This window comes from Streptomyces bathyalis, assembly GCF_015910445.1.
Taxonomy (GTDB): Bacteria; Actinomycetota; Actinomycetes; order Streptomycetales; family Streptomycetaceae; genus Streptomyces; species Streptomyces bathyalis.
The window spans coordinates 3558745-3574028 of sequence record NZ_CP048882.1; the positions used below are offsets into that span (position 1 = coordinate 3558745).

General features: G+C 66.6%; 15 protein-coding genes. 13 read left to right on the forward strand and 2 right to left on the reverse strand.

Translation table 11 applies throughout. The features are described from left to right. Nucleotides 1-275: 275 nt before the first annotated feature. Nucleotides 276-1037, forward strand: a complete 762-nt coding sequence (locus G4Z16_RS15460; RefSeq protein WP_197351359.1) for a GntR family transcriptional regulator — start codon at nt 276-278, stop codon at nt 1035-1037. Nucleotides 1038-1333: 296 nt separating this feature from the next. Continuing rightward, nucleotides 1334-3469: a pentapeptide repeat-containing protein gene (locus G4Z16_RS15465; protein ID WP_197351360.1), complete on the forward strand. Its 2136-nt coding sequence runs from the start codon at nt 1334-1336 to the stop codon at nt 3467-3469. A gap of 27 nt (nt 3470-3496) precedes the next feature. Here the strand turns inward: G4Z16_RS15465 and G4Z16_RS15470 are convergent, their stop codons facing one another. Together G4Z16_RS15470 and G4Z16_RS15475 are read right to left on the reverse strand one after the other, a co-directional pair. Continuing rightward, the gene (locus G4Z16_RS15470) at nt 3497-4291 is read right to left on the reverse strand and encodes a glycosyltransferase family 2 protein (protein ID WP_425508081.1); all 795 of its coding nucleotides are present in this window, start codon (nt 4289-4291) and stop codon (nt 3497-3499) included. Beyond that, nucleotides 4285-5073 carry a GntR family transcriptional regulator gene (locus tag G4Z16_RS15475; protein WP_197351361.1) on the reverse strand — a complete coding sequence of 263 codons (789 nt, stop codon included), beginning with the start codon at nt 5071-5073 and terminating at the stop codon, nt 4285-4287. The genes G4Z16_RS15470 and G4Z16_RS15475 overlap by 7 nt, the downstream gene beginning before the upstream one ends. 462 nt (nt 5074-5535) lie before the next feature. On the opposite strand from G4Z16_RS15475, the gene G4Z16_RS15480 reads away from it, so the two are divergent. From G4Z16_RS15480 to G4Z16_RS15530, 11 genes are all read left to right on the forward strand, one after another. Next, nucleotides 5536-5844, forward strand: coding sequence for a hypothetical protein (locus G4Z16_RS15480; RefSeq protein ID WP_197351362.1), 309 nt, complete (start codon nt 5536-5538; stop codon nt 5842-5844). Further along, the gene (locus G4Z16_RS15485) at nt 5841-6821 is read left to right on the forward strand and encodes a DUF2637 domain-containing protein (protein ID WP_197351363.1); all 981 of its coding nucleotides are present in this window, start codon (nt 5841-5843) and stop codon (nt 6819-6821) included. The genes G4Z16_RS15480 and G4Z16_RS15485 overlap by 4 nt, the downstream gene beginning before the upstream one ends. A gap of 144 nt (nt 6822-6965) precedes the next feature. Next, nucleotides 6966-9146 (forward strand): cell division protein FtsK, encoded by a 2181-nt coding sequence (locus tag G4Z16_RS15490; RefSeq protein WP_197351364.1) that lies wholly within the window; start codon nt 6966-6968, stop codon nt 9144-9146. A gap of 140 nt (nt 9147-9286) precedes the next feature. Then, the gene (locus tag G4Z16_RS15495) at nt 9287-9544 is read left to right on the forward strand and encodes a hypothetical protein (protein ID WP_197351365.1); all 258 of its coding nucleotides are present in this window, start codon (nt 9287-9289) and stop codon (nt 9542-9544) included. 32 nt (nt 9545-9576) lie between these two features. Further along, nucleotides 9577-9759 carry a hypothetical protein gene (locus G4Z16_RS15500; RefSeq protein WP_343070826.1) on the forward strand — a complete coding sequence of 61 codons (183 nt, stop codon included), beginning with the start codon at nt 9577-9579 and terminating at the stop codon, nt 9757-9759. An 18-nt stretch (nt 9760-9777) separates the two neighbouring features. Further along, nucleotides 9778-10041 (forward strand): hypothetical protein, encoded by a 264-nt coding sequence (locus G4Z16_RS15505; protein ID WP_197351366.1) that lies wholly within the window; start codon nt 9778-9780, stop codon nt 10039-10041. A 75-nt stretch (nt 10042-10116) separates the two neighbouring features. Further along, entirely contained in the window at nt 10117-10776 is a 660-nt protein-coding gene (locus G4Z16_RS15510; protein WP_197351367.1) for a hypothetical protein, read from the forward strand. Continuing rightward, nucleotides 10776-11123, forward strand: a complete 348-nt coding sequence (locus tag G4Z16_RS15515; protein ID WP_197351368.1) for a hypothetical protein — start codon at nt 10776-10778, stop codon at nt 11121-11123. The genes G4Z16_RS15510 and G4Z16_RS15515 overlap by 1 nt, the downstream gene beginning before the upstream one ends. Nucleotides 11124-11302: 179 nt before the next feature. After that, complete coding sequence (locus G4Z16_RS15520; protein ID WP_197351369.1) at nt 11303-13279, forward strand: DUF3987 domain-containing protein; 1977 nt, start codon at nt 11303-11305, stop codon at nt 13277-13279. 346 nt (nt 13280-13625) lie between these two features. After that, a complete protein-coding gene (locus G4Z16_RS15525) occupies nt 13626-13817 on the forward strand; it encodes a helix-turn-helix transcriptional regulator (RefSeq protein ID WP_197351370.1) in 192 nt (63 codons plus the stop codon). 49 nt (nt 13818-13866) lie between these two features. Further along, on the forward strand, nt 13867-15264 hold the full coding sequence (locus G4Z16_RS15530; protein ID WP_197351371.1) for a tyrosine-type recombinase/integrase: 1398 nt from the start codon (nt 13867-13869) through the stop codon (nt 15262-15264). The last annotated feature ends 20 nt before the right edge of the window (nt 15265-15284 follow it).

Below are 15284 nucleotides of genomic sequence, written 5' to 3' on the forward strand. Positions count from 1 at the left end.
AGCGCTGACTTCCTGACCGAAGCGATCGGCGGATTCCAGCGCCCCTAACAGGCTCTTCCAGGACTCCGGGGAGGCCTGGTCAGGCACTTTGGCTTCCACAAGGAAGTGGTTCTTCCGGTCCTTCACCTCGGGTGTGAGCCCCGTGGCGGTCAGCCGCTCCGCTACCTCGTCTGCGCGGGACGCAGGTGTGGGCATGCGGAAGTCCTCCGTCGCGCCTCGGTCACATGAAGTAAAGGTGCTTAATCAGCTTAGACCTGATGGGCTAGATTTTCCATATGCCTGAGCAGCCCCCGTACCTCCGCATCGCCGACCTGCTCCGGGAGCGCATCGCCAATGGGGAGTGGGCAGTTGGGGAGAAGCTGCCGTCGCGCGCTCGCCTGGGCGAGGAGTACGGCGTGGGGCACAACGTCGTACGTCGCGCGAACGATCTGCTGATCAGTCAGGGCATCCTCGAAGGCCGAACGGGCTCGGGGACGTACGTTGCGGAGCCACGGTCACGGCTGCGGATGGTTCGCTCGCTGAGTCGGGAGCAGCAGGGAGGCTCTCCGTTCCGCGCAGACATGAAGGCGCTGGGCCGGCAAGGCACGTGGGAGAGCCACACTGAGGCGAAAGTGCCGGTCCCCGGGGACATCGCGGCTCGTCTCGGCATCGAGGAAGGCGACCTCGGCGTCCGCACTCGCTACGAGTTCATGGCGAACGGCAAGCCCGTGCAGCTGTCGACCAGTTGGGAGCCATACGAACTCACTGGCGGAACGATCGTGGTCCTTCCGGAGGGCGGGCCTCACGCTGGCCTCGGTGTCGTCCAGCGCATGGCGGAAATCGGTATCACGGTTGGCCACGCTGTCGAGCAACCGGAGCCACGACAAGCGACGGCTCAGGAGATCGCCCTGCTTGGCCTCACACGCAGCGCACTAGTGACCCAGATCCAGCGCACGTACTACGGCGATGATGGCCGACCAGTCGAGACGGCGGACATCGTCGTACCAGCTTCCTTGTGCGAGATCGTTTACGAGGTACCGATCTCACATGCCGACTAGTCAACCTGTTTGCATATGTTGCCGGTTGCCGTACCTCTCGACTCCCTTGCAACCGCACGACCACTCAGGGTGTCTGCTGACTCATGACCTTTGTAGCTACAACTGAGCCCCCTCCCTGGCCACACTGCGGAGAAGGCGCGAGCCCTGACGATCCCAGGGGCTGTATAGGCCGCTCCGTCACCCCCCACACGGCTTGCTTGTCCCACCTTTCACATGCTGACCGCTCCGACTACCTGTCCCAACTGTCCGCGGGCGCCGACATAGATCACTCAGGCACGCATTTCACTGCACCCTTGTTGAGTGAACTTCTGGCTGCGATATCAGACCCCAATACACAGAAGCCCCAACTAGGTGAGGCTCTCTTTACGAATGCAGTCTTCGATGATGATGCCCGCTTCGCTGGGGCAGACTTCCAGCGCTTCGCCGGGTTCACCGGTGCGACATTCGGTGACAATACCGACTTCGCGGCGGCGACCTTTGAGGACTTGGCCGGATTCTCGGGAGCGACTTTCGGCGACAACACCAATTTCAGAGCGGCGGTCTTCCAGGGAAGAGCCGACTTCCCGGGTGTAATCTTCGGTGAAACAACCGTGTTCATAGAGGTAATCTTCGATTCGTTCGTTGCATTCGGGGCAACCTTCGGCGGGTGGGTCAGTTTTGAGCAGGCAATCTTCCTAGTACGTGCCGACTTCTCGGGGGTGACATTCGGAGACTACGCGTGGTTCGAGAGGGCGTCCTTCGGCGAAAACTCCCCCGCCGCTACGCCTGGATTCAACGAATACATCAACTTCTCGAGGTCTGCCTTCGGCAACAATGCTTGGTTTCTTGGAGCTACTTTCCATGAAAGAGCTCAATTCGCAAGAGCGAGCTTCAACGACTTTACATGGTTTGCTCAGGCGATATTCCATGGAGAGGCCGTGTTCGAGCGAGCCACCTTGGGCGATGGGTCGATCTTCACCGGAGCCACATTCAATCAGAGTGCCGAATTCCGAGGCGCGACCTTCGGTAAGAGCACGACATTTACAGAGGTAACCTTCGAGGATGGTGAGTTCGCTTCCGCTACCTTCGGTGGAAGCGTGAACCTTTCGAGAACGACCTTCCGCGAGAGCGCCAGCTTCTCAAAAGTGACCTTCCAGGGAAATGCTGATTTTGCAGCGGCGACTTTCGGTGCCAACACCACGTTCACTGGGGCTAACTTTCAAGAGAACGTCCAGTTCGAGGGGACAACCTTCTGCAGCAACACGAACTTCGACGAGGTTTCTCTCCATGGAGCGTTCAACGTTACTAAGGCGCTCTTCCAGGGAGATGTCTCATTCCGTGAGGCACAATTGGGACGGGCGTCAAATTTCGGTCCGCTGGTTTGTTCTAGCAGCGCAAATCTGTCGGGGATGGAGTTCGAGGGTCCGGTCACGATCGAAGTAGCTGCTAGGCGCGTGGAGTTCCGGGGCACGCGATGGGCCGCAACGGGGGCGATTTGGGTTCGATACGCCGAAGTAGATCTGACTGATGCCTTCTTCGAATACCCGCTGAGCGTCACCAGTAGGCGCAGTGCCTTCAAGAGCAAGCTTGGGGAAGAGATCGACGAGTCATCTCTGACCGGTGGTTGGAAGGCGTCAGTAAAATCGATCCAAGGCGTGGACGCTGCGCATTTGATCCTTAACGATCTCGATCTCACCTCGTGCCTTTTCAGTGGTGCCGTCCACCTGGATCAACTGCGCTTGGAAGGCGAATACACCCTCCGTCCTACCCCGCCTCGGTGGCACAGGCGAGGCGCGTTCCCTATGCGGTGGTCCCGTCGGTACACCCTTGCCGAGGAGCAACATTGGCGGACAGCGGAGGATTGGGCGGGGTGGCAGGCTCCAGCACCGAGTGGGTACGAGGTACTGACTCCGGCGGCGCTTGCGCCGCTGTACCGGCAGCTACGAAAGTCCCTGGAAGATGGCAAGGACGAACCCGGAGCCGCGGACTTCTACTACGGCGAGATGGAGATGCGCCGTAACAATGTGCAGCGCCCCCGCAGCGAACGTCTCCTGCTGCATCTCTACTGGGCACTGTCTGGCTACGGCCTCCGAGCGACCCGGGCACTCACTTGGCTTACCCTCGCTATGGGAGCGACCCTCGTGGCTTTGATGGGCTGGGGGCTACCTAAGCACGAGCCGAAGCCCACAATCACCGGAGAAGTCACACATAGCCGAGCCCGTCTGATAAGCGAAACTCCCGATCCGATGAACTCTAATGAGCCGCTGTTGCAGCGGTTCACGACGAATCGGTTCGAGAAGTCCCTGCGAGTGGTCATCAACTCGGTCGTCTTCCGCTCCTCCGGCCAAAACCTGACCACCATTGGGACGTATGTTGAGATGACCTCCCGCTTCGCCGTACCCACGCTCCTCGGTTTGTCAGCCCTAGCCATACGTAGCCGGGTCAAGCGGTGACACTCAGCCAACCCAAAGCGAAAAGATCTAGACCGTTGGACGTCGTGGGTCACGAGCTGGGAGCGAGTAACTCCATCCGAGCTCGATAAGCTGGCGAGCTCTCGCATCAATCACGTTCATGCGAGCGTCGCGCTCGTCCTTGTGGGCGTGTGCTGCCTGATTCGTGGCCTGGCCTGGCCACTTGCGGTACATCAGGCCAACCTCGCGGGTGAAGTAGCCGCGACTGACGGCGTTCAGGGCGAGCAGGAGGCCCGTGTCCTCGGATGCTGGCAGGGCCATCCAGCCGCCCAGCGCTAGCAGCAGATCGCGTCGGATGCAGAGGGTCGCGGGGTGGACCTGGGCGCGGTAGTCGTGGGCCATCCAGTGCTGGTGGACGGAGCCGCGCTCGATGGGGCCCTCGTCAGGGTCGCCCTCGAAGCCGACCGTGGAGCCGTCCGGCATGGCGTCGAGGACGCGGGAGGTCGTCCACGCGATATCGGGCTCGCGCTCGAAGACGGCGATGTCCCGGGCCAGGGCGCCCGGGGTGAGCATGTCGTCGGCGTCGAGGACCTTGACCAACTCGCCACGTGCGCGGGCGAGTCCCATGGTGCGGGCGACGCCGGGGCCGCCGCGCCGGCCCTGGGCGAAGCTCACCCGCGGGTCGTCGGGGACGAGTTCGGCGACCTGGTCTGTCTCGCCGTCCTCCTGGATGACCCACTGCCACTCCCACCCGTCCGGCAACTCTTGCTCCTGGAGCGACCGATACGCGTCCGGCAGATGGTGAGCGCCGGGTGCGTGGACAGCCGTGAGCACAACGATGCGCTGCTGCAAGGTGGTTACCACCGATCCAGTGGGGTCACGAAGGTCATTTGCGTGCGGTCGCCGGGGAGGATGACGTCCGACATCTCCACGAGGCGGTCCTTGGTGCCGTACGAGAACTTGCGGAGGACGAGCACCGCTGTGCCCGGAGGCAGCTCCAGTTCCTCGGCCTCTTCGGCGGAGGGCGGGCGCGCAGTGACGCGTTCCTCTATGCGGTCGAGTTCGATGCCGACCGTGTAGAGCTGGTTCTGTGTGCCGCCCGGCCACGGCTCGTTCGTCTCGTCGAGCAGGTCGGGGTTCTTCGCGACCATGTCGCGGACGAGGTATGAGGTCACAAGGGTGAAGGGCGCCGGCTCGGCGCTGTAGCGCGTCCGGTACGTGCGCCGAAGCATGGTCGTGCCCTCGGGTACGCCGAAGGCGGTCGCAATGTCTTCGTTCGCCGGGATCTGCTCGTACTTCGCATGGAAGACGAGGTCATCGACCGTCAGGCCGGTGTCGTGCTCGGTCGATCCCGTCTCCAGCCGCTGCGCTTCAGGCTCGCGGGCGCGGTCCTTCTCCCACTGGTGGCGCTCGTTGCTGCGCGACACCAGCTTCCGCGGCGTACGCACGAAGGTGCCGCGGCCGTGCTTCTTCTCGACGAGACCTTCGGCCTCCAGCTGCGCGAGCGCCTGGCGCACCGTCGGCAGCCCTTTGTTGTAGCGCTCCACGAGCTTGGCCTCGGTGGGCAGCTTGTCGCCCGGCTTCAGCTCACCTGCGCGGATGGGGCGCCGGAAGTCATCCGCGATCCGCTCGTACGCCTTCGCCATGGCTACTCACCGTTCCGTTCTCTCGAGGACCCCAGCATACGAGTCATCAAGAGGACTTGACGAGTCGGGGGGAGGAACGTCATAGTCGATCGAGTCATCAAGATGACTTGAGGACAAGACCTCTTGATGGTGGCTCGGGCGCTGCATGCCTGCCCTCGCGGTAGGTGCGGCGGCCGGTGAGCGCCCGGAGGGCCTGGTGACAGAGGCCCGAAGGAAGCGCCTGTGGCTTGAGAACTCAACAGAGTGCACCTGGACGAATGAGTGCTTTTGATCTCCGGCATCGCCTTCGTGAAGGCATGTCGGAGGTCATGACCACTCGTTCGCCGACGAGGTGAGTGGTCCCTGCGCAAGCCATCGCGCGACGGCACAGCCGTGCTGATCGCGCCCACGCGGGGGAGCGGCCAACGGATCAGGAAGCCCGCTGCCCCGAGTCCCATCCCACCGACGAGACGAGGAGAGAGCATGCGTGCCTACGCAGGCGATCAGGAGGCCTGGCAAGCCTCCGAGTTCGAGGAACTGGCCTTGAGTTTCGAGGAACCCGCCGAGTCCTTCCGGGACTTGTTCCTCGGCTTTCCCGGTGAGCCGTACGAGGCGCGGGAGGCCCGTCTGGCTGCCGCTCATGACGTGCTCGCGGAGCTCGACGAGCTGGGGCAGCACGACGAGATCGCCCGGGTGAACGCCGATTACGCCGCGGCGCTCCGCGACGTCGCGCCGCTGTGGGAGCACCCCTCGAAGCGGGCCCGGCTGCCGTGGACCAAGGGAGCGGCGTGACCGCCCCTGAGCCTCCGCCCTTCGGCAAGGCGGAGAAGGCACTACTCGTCGCGGTGGTTCCGGCGGGCGTCGGTGTCGGCGGTCTCGGGCTGGCGACGTCCTTCGGTTCCGTCGCTCGCGCCGCCGAACGCTGGGGCTTCGTCCACCCATGGATGCTGCCGGTCGGGATCGACGCGGCGATTCCCGTGTTCACCGCGGCCAACCTGCTGCTCATCAGGCTGGACATGCGCCTGTCGTGGGTGCGTTGGGTGCCGTGGGCGCTCACGTTCGTCACGTGTTGGCTCAACGTCGCGGCCGGCGACAGCCTCTCCGCGAAGGTCGCGCACGGCACGATGCCGCTGCTCTGGGTCGGCCTCTCCGAAGTCGTCGCGCACGTCTACGCCGTACGCATCGGAGCCGCCACGGGCGCCCGGATGGAACGCATCCGGCGCTCCCGATGGCTGCTCGCTCCCCGCTCGACGTTCTCCCTGTGGCGCCGCATGACGCTGTGGGAGATCACCAGCTACCGCGAGGCGCTGGAGCGGGAGAAGGAACGGCAGCTCGCTCGGGCCGGTCTTCGCGAACGGTACGGGCGGCGCTGGCGCCGTGAGGCGCCGTTGCGGGAGCGCGTGCTGCTCAAGCTCGGGGACGTGGCTCCAGATGGGGCGCTTGCCGAGCAGGACGAAGCGCAGGCCGGGAGCGGCGAGGAGGAGTCCGGCGCGGGACCGAAGGCGGCCAGGCCGCCTCGTCGACGGTCTGCTCGGCGCAAGTCGTCGGGCGGCAAGGCGTGGCCTTCCTTCGAGCAGCACTTGGTCAAGGCCCGTGAGGCGACAGCCGATTGGCCCGACGCAGCGCTCACCGCGGAGCGCATCCGTGACGCCGTCGGCTGCGGACAGTCCCGCTCCCGCGAGCTCCGAGAGGAGCTGAGGGCGGAGCGCCGACAGCGCACGAACGAAGAGGAACGACCCCCGGAGCTGGAGCCGACAGCGGCGAGCTGATTCGTAGAGCTCGTTCGGCCGACCCGGTCGGCCGACGGCCGCGACTCGACTCGCGTACGCGAAACCGCTCATGCGCCGGGCCCGGCTGACGTACCTACCACAGCAGCAGCCGGGCCCGGCCCTCCCAACAGGAAGGACGTGCCAGTGAACCATGACGACGAGAACGAACTCTTCGAACGACTCGAATCAGAAATGGCGGTCGAAGACTCCAATGACGTGGTCGACCTGAAGGAGAAGCGGTCGGCCCGCTCCGAGGCGACCGAGTCGGCGACATCCGCTCCCGATGAGTCCGGTGACCCGACCGCGCGACCGGCGGTCGACAAGCCCGACGGTCCGTCGGGCCCCAGCTTCATGGATCGTGTGCGCGGCGCCAAGCGTCGGCCAGTGCTCCCGGCGTGGGCCACCTCCAAGCCGGAGTTCGTCACCGCTGCCGGCTGGCTCGCGGGCCACACCTGGCACACGGCCGCGTACCACGGGGTGCGCCTCCCCTGGTACGGGATGCGGCTGAGCGCTCAATCTCCGCGCGGCGCAGCTCAGTTCGTCGGCGGGACGATGCGATGGCTTGCCGATCGGGAAGGCGACCCACTGCGCGCCGCTGCCGCCAGGCGCGAAGACGTCGCCGAGTACCTGAAGCTCAGCCGGCAGCGCGACCGACGCGTCCGCTGGCGCACACTCGTCGCCGTCGCAGCCTCGATCGTGGGGATGTCGACGGCCATGTCCCTGTACGTGCTCGCTCCCGCCTGGCTGTTCGCCCTCTCGGGAGCCGTGGTCACGTTGGCCCTCGGCTGGCTCGGCCAGCCCGCCGACGCACCCGTGGTCCACCGGGCCGTCGAGATCCCGAAGGTCCAGAAGCTGACCAGCGACATCGTGCTCAGGGCGCTCGGTTCGCTCGGCATCGGCCAGATCAACCAGGCCATCGCCAAGGGCCGGGACCCGCTGACGTTCACCGCACCGATCACCAGGGATGGGCCCGGCTGGCGCGCCGAAGGCGACCTGCCGTTCGGCGTGACGGTGGCGGATGTCGTCGACAAGCGGGACAAGCTCGCTTCCGGGCTGCGCCGCCCGCTCGGCTGCGTATGGCCGGACGCCGTGCCCGACGAGCACACCGGCCGTCTGGTGCTGTGGGTCGGGGATCAGGACATGTCGAAGGCCAAGCAGCCGGCTTGGCCGCTCGCGAAGTCCGGTTCGGCCGACCTGTTCAAGCCCGTCGCGTTCGGCACCGACCAGCGGGGACGTTGGGTGGAGATCACGCTCATGTACATCGCGGGCGTGATCGGCGCGATCCCGCGCATGGGCAAGACGTTCCTTCTTCGGCTCCTGCTCCTGATCGCAGCGCTCGACCCCCGGGCCGAGCTGCACCTGTTCGACCTCAAGGGCACCGGCGACCTCGGACCGCTGGAGCAGGTCGCCTACCGCTACCGGGCAGGGGATGACGACGAGGACATCCTCTACATACTCGCCGACCTGCGGGAACTGCGCGGTGAGCTGCGGCGCCGGGCTAAGGTCATCCGCTCTTTGCCGCGGGACCTGTGCCCGGAGTCGAAGGTGACCAGCGATCTGGCGTCGAAGAAGTCCCTGGGGCTGCACCCGGTCGTGGTCGGCGTCGACGAGTGCCAAGTCCTCTTCGAACACCCCAAGTACGGCGAGGAGATCAAGGAAATCTGCACCGACATCACCAAGCGCGGCCCGGCGCTCGGCTTCGTGCAGCTCCTCTCGACACAGCGCCCGGACAAGGACGCTCTCCCGCCCGGGATCGGGGCCAACGCATCCGCGCGGTTCTGCCTCAAGGTCCTGGGACAGATCGAGAACGACATGGTGCTCGGCACGGGCGCGTACAAGCGCGGCGTACGGGCCACCATGTTCGCCTGGGCGGACAAGGGCATCCACTACTTCGTAGGGGAGGGCGCCGACGCCCGCATCGTCCGCTCCGTGTACGCGGACGCCGTCATCGCCGAACGCATCGCGCTGCGGGGCAGGAAACTGCGGGAGGACGCCGGAACTCTCGCCGGGCACGCGCTCGGCGAGGAGTTGGAAGCCGATCCCGCCGCCTCGTACGACCTGCTCGCCGACATCCTCGCCGTCCTCAGCCGCAAGGAATCCAAGCTGTGGTCCGACGAAGTCGCCTCGCGGCTGGCCGAGTTGCGGCCGGAGATCTACGGCGAGTGGGGTGCCGAGCAACTCACCTCGGCGCTCAAGCCGTACGGGATCAACACGATCCAGATCGGGCGCCGCGTCGACGGCAAGGTCGTCAACCGGCGAGGCATCGCCCGCGCCGACATCACGAAAGCCGTCGCGGAACGTGACGGAAAGCCCGACGCCGCATGACGCTCGGAGCCGCTTCCGCTAGCAGCATGCCTCGCTAACGTTAGCGGCCCCGCTAGCGCGCCATTCCCTATGCGACCAGGCCGCTAGCGGATAGCGGCCTGGTCCGGGGAGACCCTTCAACCGCCGCTCAGGGGGACTTCATGACCTCGACGCTCGACGCTATCGCCGGTCTGCTCTTCATCACTCTCAGCTACGCGGCGCTCTGCGCCGTCTCGCCGTTCGGTGACTGCCGCAGGTGCCGCGGCTTCGGCTTCCATGTCCGCCGCAACCGCCGCGGACGCATCAAGCGCGGCCCCGACTGCCGCCGCTGCCGCGGTCACGGCAAGCGCATCCGGATCGGCCGGCACCTCTACAACCTCGTCGCCCGCCTGCACCGCGACCACTCCCAGACGCTCTGACCGCCGGACCGCCCGGCAGAAAGGACCCGATCGTGGTCACGCTCTCGCTCGTGCTGCTCTTCGGCTTCATCGTCGCGCTGCTGCTCAAGTACCGCGCGGTGAGCGCCGGTGCGGCCGTCGCCTCACTGCTTTTCGGCTTCTACCTCGCCAACACGCCCGCTGCAGGGCCCATCAACCAGGTCATGACCGCCCTCGCAACCGCCATCGGCAACTGACAGCGAAGGAGCCCGATCATGTGCAACTCGACCAACGCCGCCACGCGCACGTCGTCCGCGTCGGCCTCGTCCCAGATCTCCCTGACCGCCGCTGGCGAATTGCGCGACGCGCTTTCCGCATTGCAGCGCGGCAACGCCGCGGTCGCCGTCTCCGCCCTCATGGCAATCGACGCCGAGTCGTGGGCCGCTATGGAAGCGCGCCTGGCCGCCGTCGGCGGAGACCTCCGCGAACTCCTCGAAACCGCCGGCGAGAACGCGCCCGTACGGCTTCCGCTGCACTGACCGCTTCCGTACGGCCGTCGCCATCGGCCGTACGGAAACACCTCGTTCCCTGCTCCTGCCACCTGGAGAACTTCCATGGCTGACACCAAGACGACCTGGTTCCGCACGCTGCCCGAGAGCGTGTACGCGCTAGGCGCCGCCGCCCGCGAGTACCGCCTCGCGCTCCACACCGCCAAGCTCGGCATCTCCAATACCGACCCGTCCCGCACCCACCACCACGTCGGCGAACTCGCCGTCCCCGGGACGCCGTTCCACCGTCCGCACGACGTCGCACTGGTGTCGGTCAGCGACCTCTATACCGACCTGGAGAAGCAGGTCCGGCGCCTGCACGAGAACGCGGCACGCGCCTACGCCCACGGCGCCGCCTGGGCCATCCGCTCCGTGCTCAACGGCAAGCAGCCGTCACGTGTGCTGCTGCACCGCGAGCACGGCGAGTACCTGTTCATCGCCGAGATGCCAGACCTGAGCGAGGGGCTTGCCCGTTGGAGTGGCGGCAAGCGGCTGCACGCCCTCCGCGAGGATCTCCTCTACCGGGAGAGCGCCCGGCACGCAGCCGACTCCCTGGCCGCAGAGCAGCGCCTCGAAGCACACGAGTCCGCCGCGCTCGCGGCTGCTCTCGACTCGGCCGAGGCCCTCGCCCAGACCGCGTACGACTACGGCGAACTCGCCGAGAACGCCTTGCACTTCGCCATCGACAGGGCACGCACGAACCGGCTCCCGAAGGACGTTCAGTAATGCCGCAGACGACCGACACCGCCACCACCACACATCACAGGGTCTCGACCGATGAGGTGTACGCCGATGCGCCGAGCATCGAGCAGGAGATCGCCTCGCTCGCCGAGTTGAGCGAGCGGCACTCGCAGGACAGCGCGCTGCCCCGCGAGTTCTGGCTGCGGAAGGCGGCCTTAGTGGATCGCATCGCGCTGAAGGAAGTCTCGGCGTACGGGCCCGAACTCGCGAAGTCGGCGATACAGGCCGCGGAAGCGGCGGCCGTACAGCTCATCGCGTACGACGCGAAGCACGGCAGCCGCGAGTACGTACGCAACGAGTACCGCCTCTGGAGCCTCACCGAGGACTCCTGAAGACGCCCGGGGCAGCGGCCAACGGATCAGGAAGCCCGCTGCCCCGGCCTCCCATCCCACGAAGAAACAGGAGATGCGAACAGCATGCCTCAAACCAGGTACCGCCCGCTGCCCCGCCCTGCGCAGGGCCGGCGGCACGTAGGCGCTCAGGCTCAGCCGTACGCCGGGGAGGCCGCACGATGACCGAGCAGCGCCAGGCTTCCCGCGGGGACAACGTGCTGCCCCTGCACTCCGTCCCCGAGCGGAGCGGGACGGCACCGTGCGACCTCGAAGCGGAACAGGCAGTCCTCGGCTCGATGATGCTCGCGGCCGAGGTGATCGCCGAGGTGCAGGCGACGCTCAGCGCAGAGGACTACTACCGGCCCGCGCACGAGACCATCCACCGCTCCATCACCGTCCTGCACGGCCAGGGCAAGCCCGTCGACCCGATCACCCTGACCCACTACCTCGGGCAGACCGGCGACCTGCGCCGAGTCGGCGGGCCGGCGTACGTCCACGGTCTCGTCCAGGCCGTACCGACGACGGCGAACGCCGGCTACTACGCGGAGATCGTCCACGAACTCGCCGAACGGCGCCGCCTGATCCAGGCCGGGACCCGTCTCGTGCAGGCGGCTTCCACACCGGACGCCACCGCAGACGAGGTGCGCAAGGCCCTGGCACTCGGTGAGCAGAAGCTGCCCGAGGCGTGGTCGGAGCCGATCCCGCTCAACGCCCGGCCGCAGCTTCCGCGCTTCCCACTGCACGCGCTGCCGTCCTGGCTCGGGGACTTCTGCGCCGCGCTGGCGGAGGAGACGCAGACGCCTCCCGACATGGCTGCGGCACTCGCCTTGAGCGTGCTCGCCACGGCGGCGGGCGGGCGCGTCGTCGTGTGCGTACGCGGTCGCTGGTACGAGCCGACCAACCTGTACGTCGTGGTCGCACTCCCGCCGGCGAACCGCAAGTCCGCGGTCTTCTCCGCCATGACCGGCCCGCTCTACGAGGCGGAGAAGCACCTCGCGAACCAGGCCGCCGGGCGCATCGTCGAGGCCGAACTGACTCGGAAGATGGCACAGGAGGCCGCCGACAAGGCAGCCACGCGCGCGTCTTCGGCCGAAGGGCCGGAGCGGGACAGCCTTGTCGCCGAGGCCATCGACCTAGCCCAGCACGCCGAGGAACTCACCGTCCCGCCCAAGCCGCGGCTGCTGGCGGACGACTCCACTCCGGAGACCGTCACCTCCCTCATGGCCGAACAGGGCGGAAGGCTGGCGGTGATGTCGGCCGAGGGCGGCATTTTCGACATCATCGCGGGCCGCTACTCGGGCGCTCCGAACATGGAGGTCTTCCTCAAGGGGCATGCCGGCGACCGGCTAAAGGTCGACCGCCGCAACCGCGAGGAGTTCATGGAAGCCCCCGCGCTCACGATGGGTCTGGCCGTACAGCCCTCCGTGCTGGAGGACATCGGCAAGAACCGCGGCTTCGATGGCCGCGGCCTCCTTGCCCGATTCCTCTACGCGCTGCCGGAATCCCTCGTCGGCTACCGCAAGATCGGCCCGGCACCGGTCCCGGAGTCGGTCGCGGCACGGTACGAGCGCAGCGTCACGGCCCTGACGCTGTCGCTCGCCGAACAGGCGAAGCCGTACGTCCTTCGTCTCACCGCAGATGCGGGCGCCGAGCTGCTCGGCTTCGAGGAGCGGATCGAGCCTCAACTCCGAGCACGGGAAGGCAAGCTCGGCCACGTCGGCAAGTGGGCGGGCAAGCTTGTCGGCACCGCAGCCCGCATCGCCGGACTTCTCCACGTCGCGGCGCACCTGGAGGACGGCTACGGCAGGCCCATAGAGCCGTCGACGATGACGGCCGCCATCGAGATCGCGGACTACTTCGCCGACCACGCGCTGACGGTCTTCGACCTCATGGGCGCCGACGCCGCCCAGGCACGGGCTCAGACGCTCCTGGAAGTGCTCCGCGCGAACGGCTGGGACACGGTCTCGCGGCGCGACCTGTTCGCCAAGCTCTCCCGCTCGGAGTTCCCCACGGTCGCCGACATGGAACCGGCCGTCGCGCTCCTGGAAGAACACGGCTACCTCCGCAGCCACACGCCGCCGCGTACGGGGAAACGGGGCCGCCCGCCGGCCCCTCGCTATCTCATCCACCCGCAGGTGAGGGAGGGCCAGGTGTGAGCGCGAACCGCTGCACCTCCCGGGAGTCCGCCGCGCAAACCGCAGTATCGGCGGAAACAGTGGCCGCTCGCCGCTGACCAGCGCCGACGTACTCCCCGGGACGGCCAACGCCGTTCTCCGCAGAACCGCACAGAACCGCCGCACAAATGACGTACACCATGCGCTCGACGGCGGACGACCATCCACCTCGGCCTTTGTGCGGCACTTCCGATGGTTTCTGCGACTGCTGCCCGGCTGCTTCAACTTCGCAGCTCAGGCAGGACGTTCATGACTTTCCGCGGATTGTGCGGTTTCCGCGACGCCCGGTACCGCACGAACCCGCGGCTCGGAACAACAGGAGGCTCGAATGCCCCGCCAGCGACACCTCAAGTTGACCGAAGTCCTCGAAGAGATCGACATGTCCCGCGCCGCCTTCTACCGCATGCGAGCCCGCGGCAAGGGCCCCAAGCTCTTCAAGCTCCCGAACGGGCAGCTACGCGTACGCCGCAGTGATCTCGACGCCTGGCTCTCCCTTTGCGAAGAGCCCGCCCACCACTGACCGGGATCGGATGGGGTCGCTCCGGCGGCCCCATCCCGGAAGGAGAATGATGTTCACGTACGACGTCAAGATCTGGGTGATCCGGTCGCGTGGCAGCTCCCACCAAGTGCGCTGGCGCGTCGGTACCAAGGAGTTCGCAGAGACGTTTCCTGTGAAAGCGTCCGCCGAGGGGCGGCGCGCTGAACTGCTCCTCGCGCAACGCGACGGCCAGCAGTTCGACACAGAGACCGGCCTTCCGCGCTCCGAGCTGAAGAGCCGACGCGCGACCGAGACTTGGTACGCGCACACGCTCGCGTACGTGGTCATGAAGTGGCCGAACGTCTCAGCCAAGCATCGCGCGAGCATCGCGGACTCACTCGCCACGGTGACGCCGAAGCTCGTCCGGGACTCGCGTGGCGCGCCGAGCCCGAAGGCTCTCCGGCGTGCTCTGTTCTCATGGGCCTACCAGTTGGGACAGGACGAACAGGGTCAGCTTAGGCCGCGCTTCGAACTCGGCGATCCGCCGGAGGAGATCGCGGAAGCTCTCACCTGGATCGCCAAACGTTCAGTGCCGCTTACCGACCTGGAGAGCACCGAGTGCCTCCGCAACGCCCTCGCCGCATTGGAACTCAAGCTGGATGGAACCAAGGCAGCGGAGAACACGGTCAACCGGAAGCATCCGGTGTTCAGCAACAGTCTGCGGTATGCGGTCGAGCGGGAGTTCCTCGACAGAGTGCCTCTGTACAAGGTCGATTGGAAACCACCGAAGTCAGAGGACGAGATCGACTTCCGCTACGTCCCTGGCCCGGCGTTGTCACGTGACCTCATCGAGGCAGTTGGCCGGCAGGGTCAACGCGGCCGTCACCTCAAGGCCTTCTTCGGCTGCATCTACTACGCGGCGATGCGACCGGGAGAGGTGCGTGGCCTCAAGGAATCGGACTGCAAGCTGCCGAGTCAGGGATGGGGCGAGCTGCTGCCCGACAGTAGCTCGCCCAGCGTGGGCTCGGGCTGGACCGACAGCGGGGCCTCCTTCGACTCCAGAGGACTCAAGAAGCGTGCCCGCAAGTCCGTCCGGCCCGTCCCGATCCCGCCGGTTCTCGTGCGACTACTGCGAGCCCAGGCAGACGAGTTCGGTACCGGATCGGAGGGACACCTGTTCCAAGCCGCACGAGGTGGCCTGCTGCTCTCCAAGGAGTACCCGGAGATCTGGCGAGCCGCACGAGTCGCTGTCCTGAGCAAGAAGGAAGCAGCCACCCCGCTCGCGGATACCCCGTACTCGCTGCGGCACGCAGGAGTCTCGCTATGGCTCAGCTCCGGTGTACCGCCTGCAGAGGTGGCACGCCGAGCCGGCCACAGCATTGCCGTCCTGTTCCGGTTCTACGCCAAGGCCATCCATGGCCAAGAACAGCAGGCCAACGAGCGGATCGAGCGCGCTCTCAACAGACCAGACGAAGAGCGAGAGCGGTAGCACTGTGGAGGACGACTTGC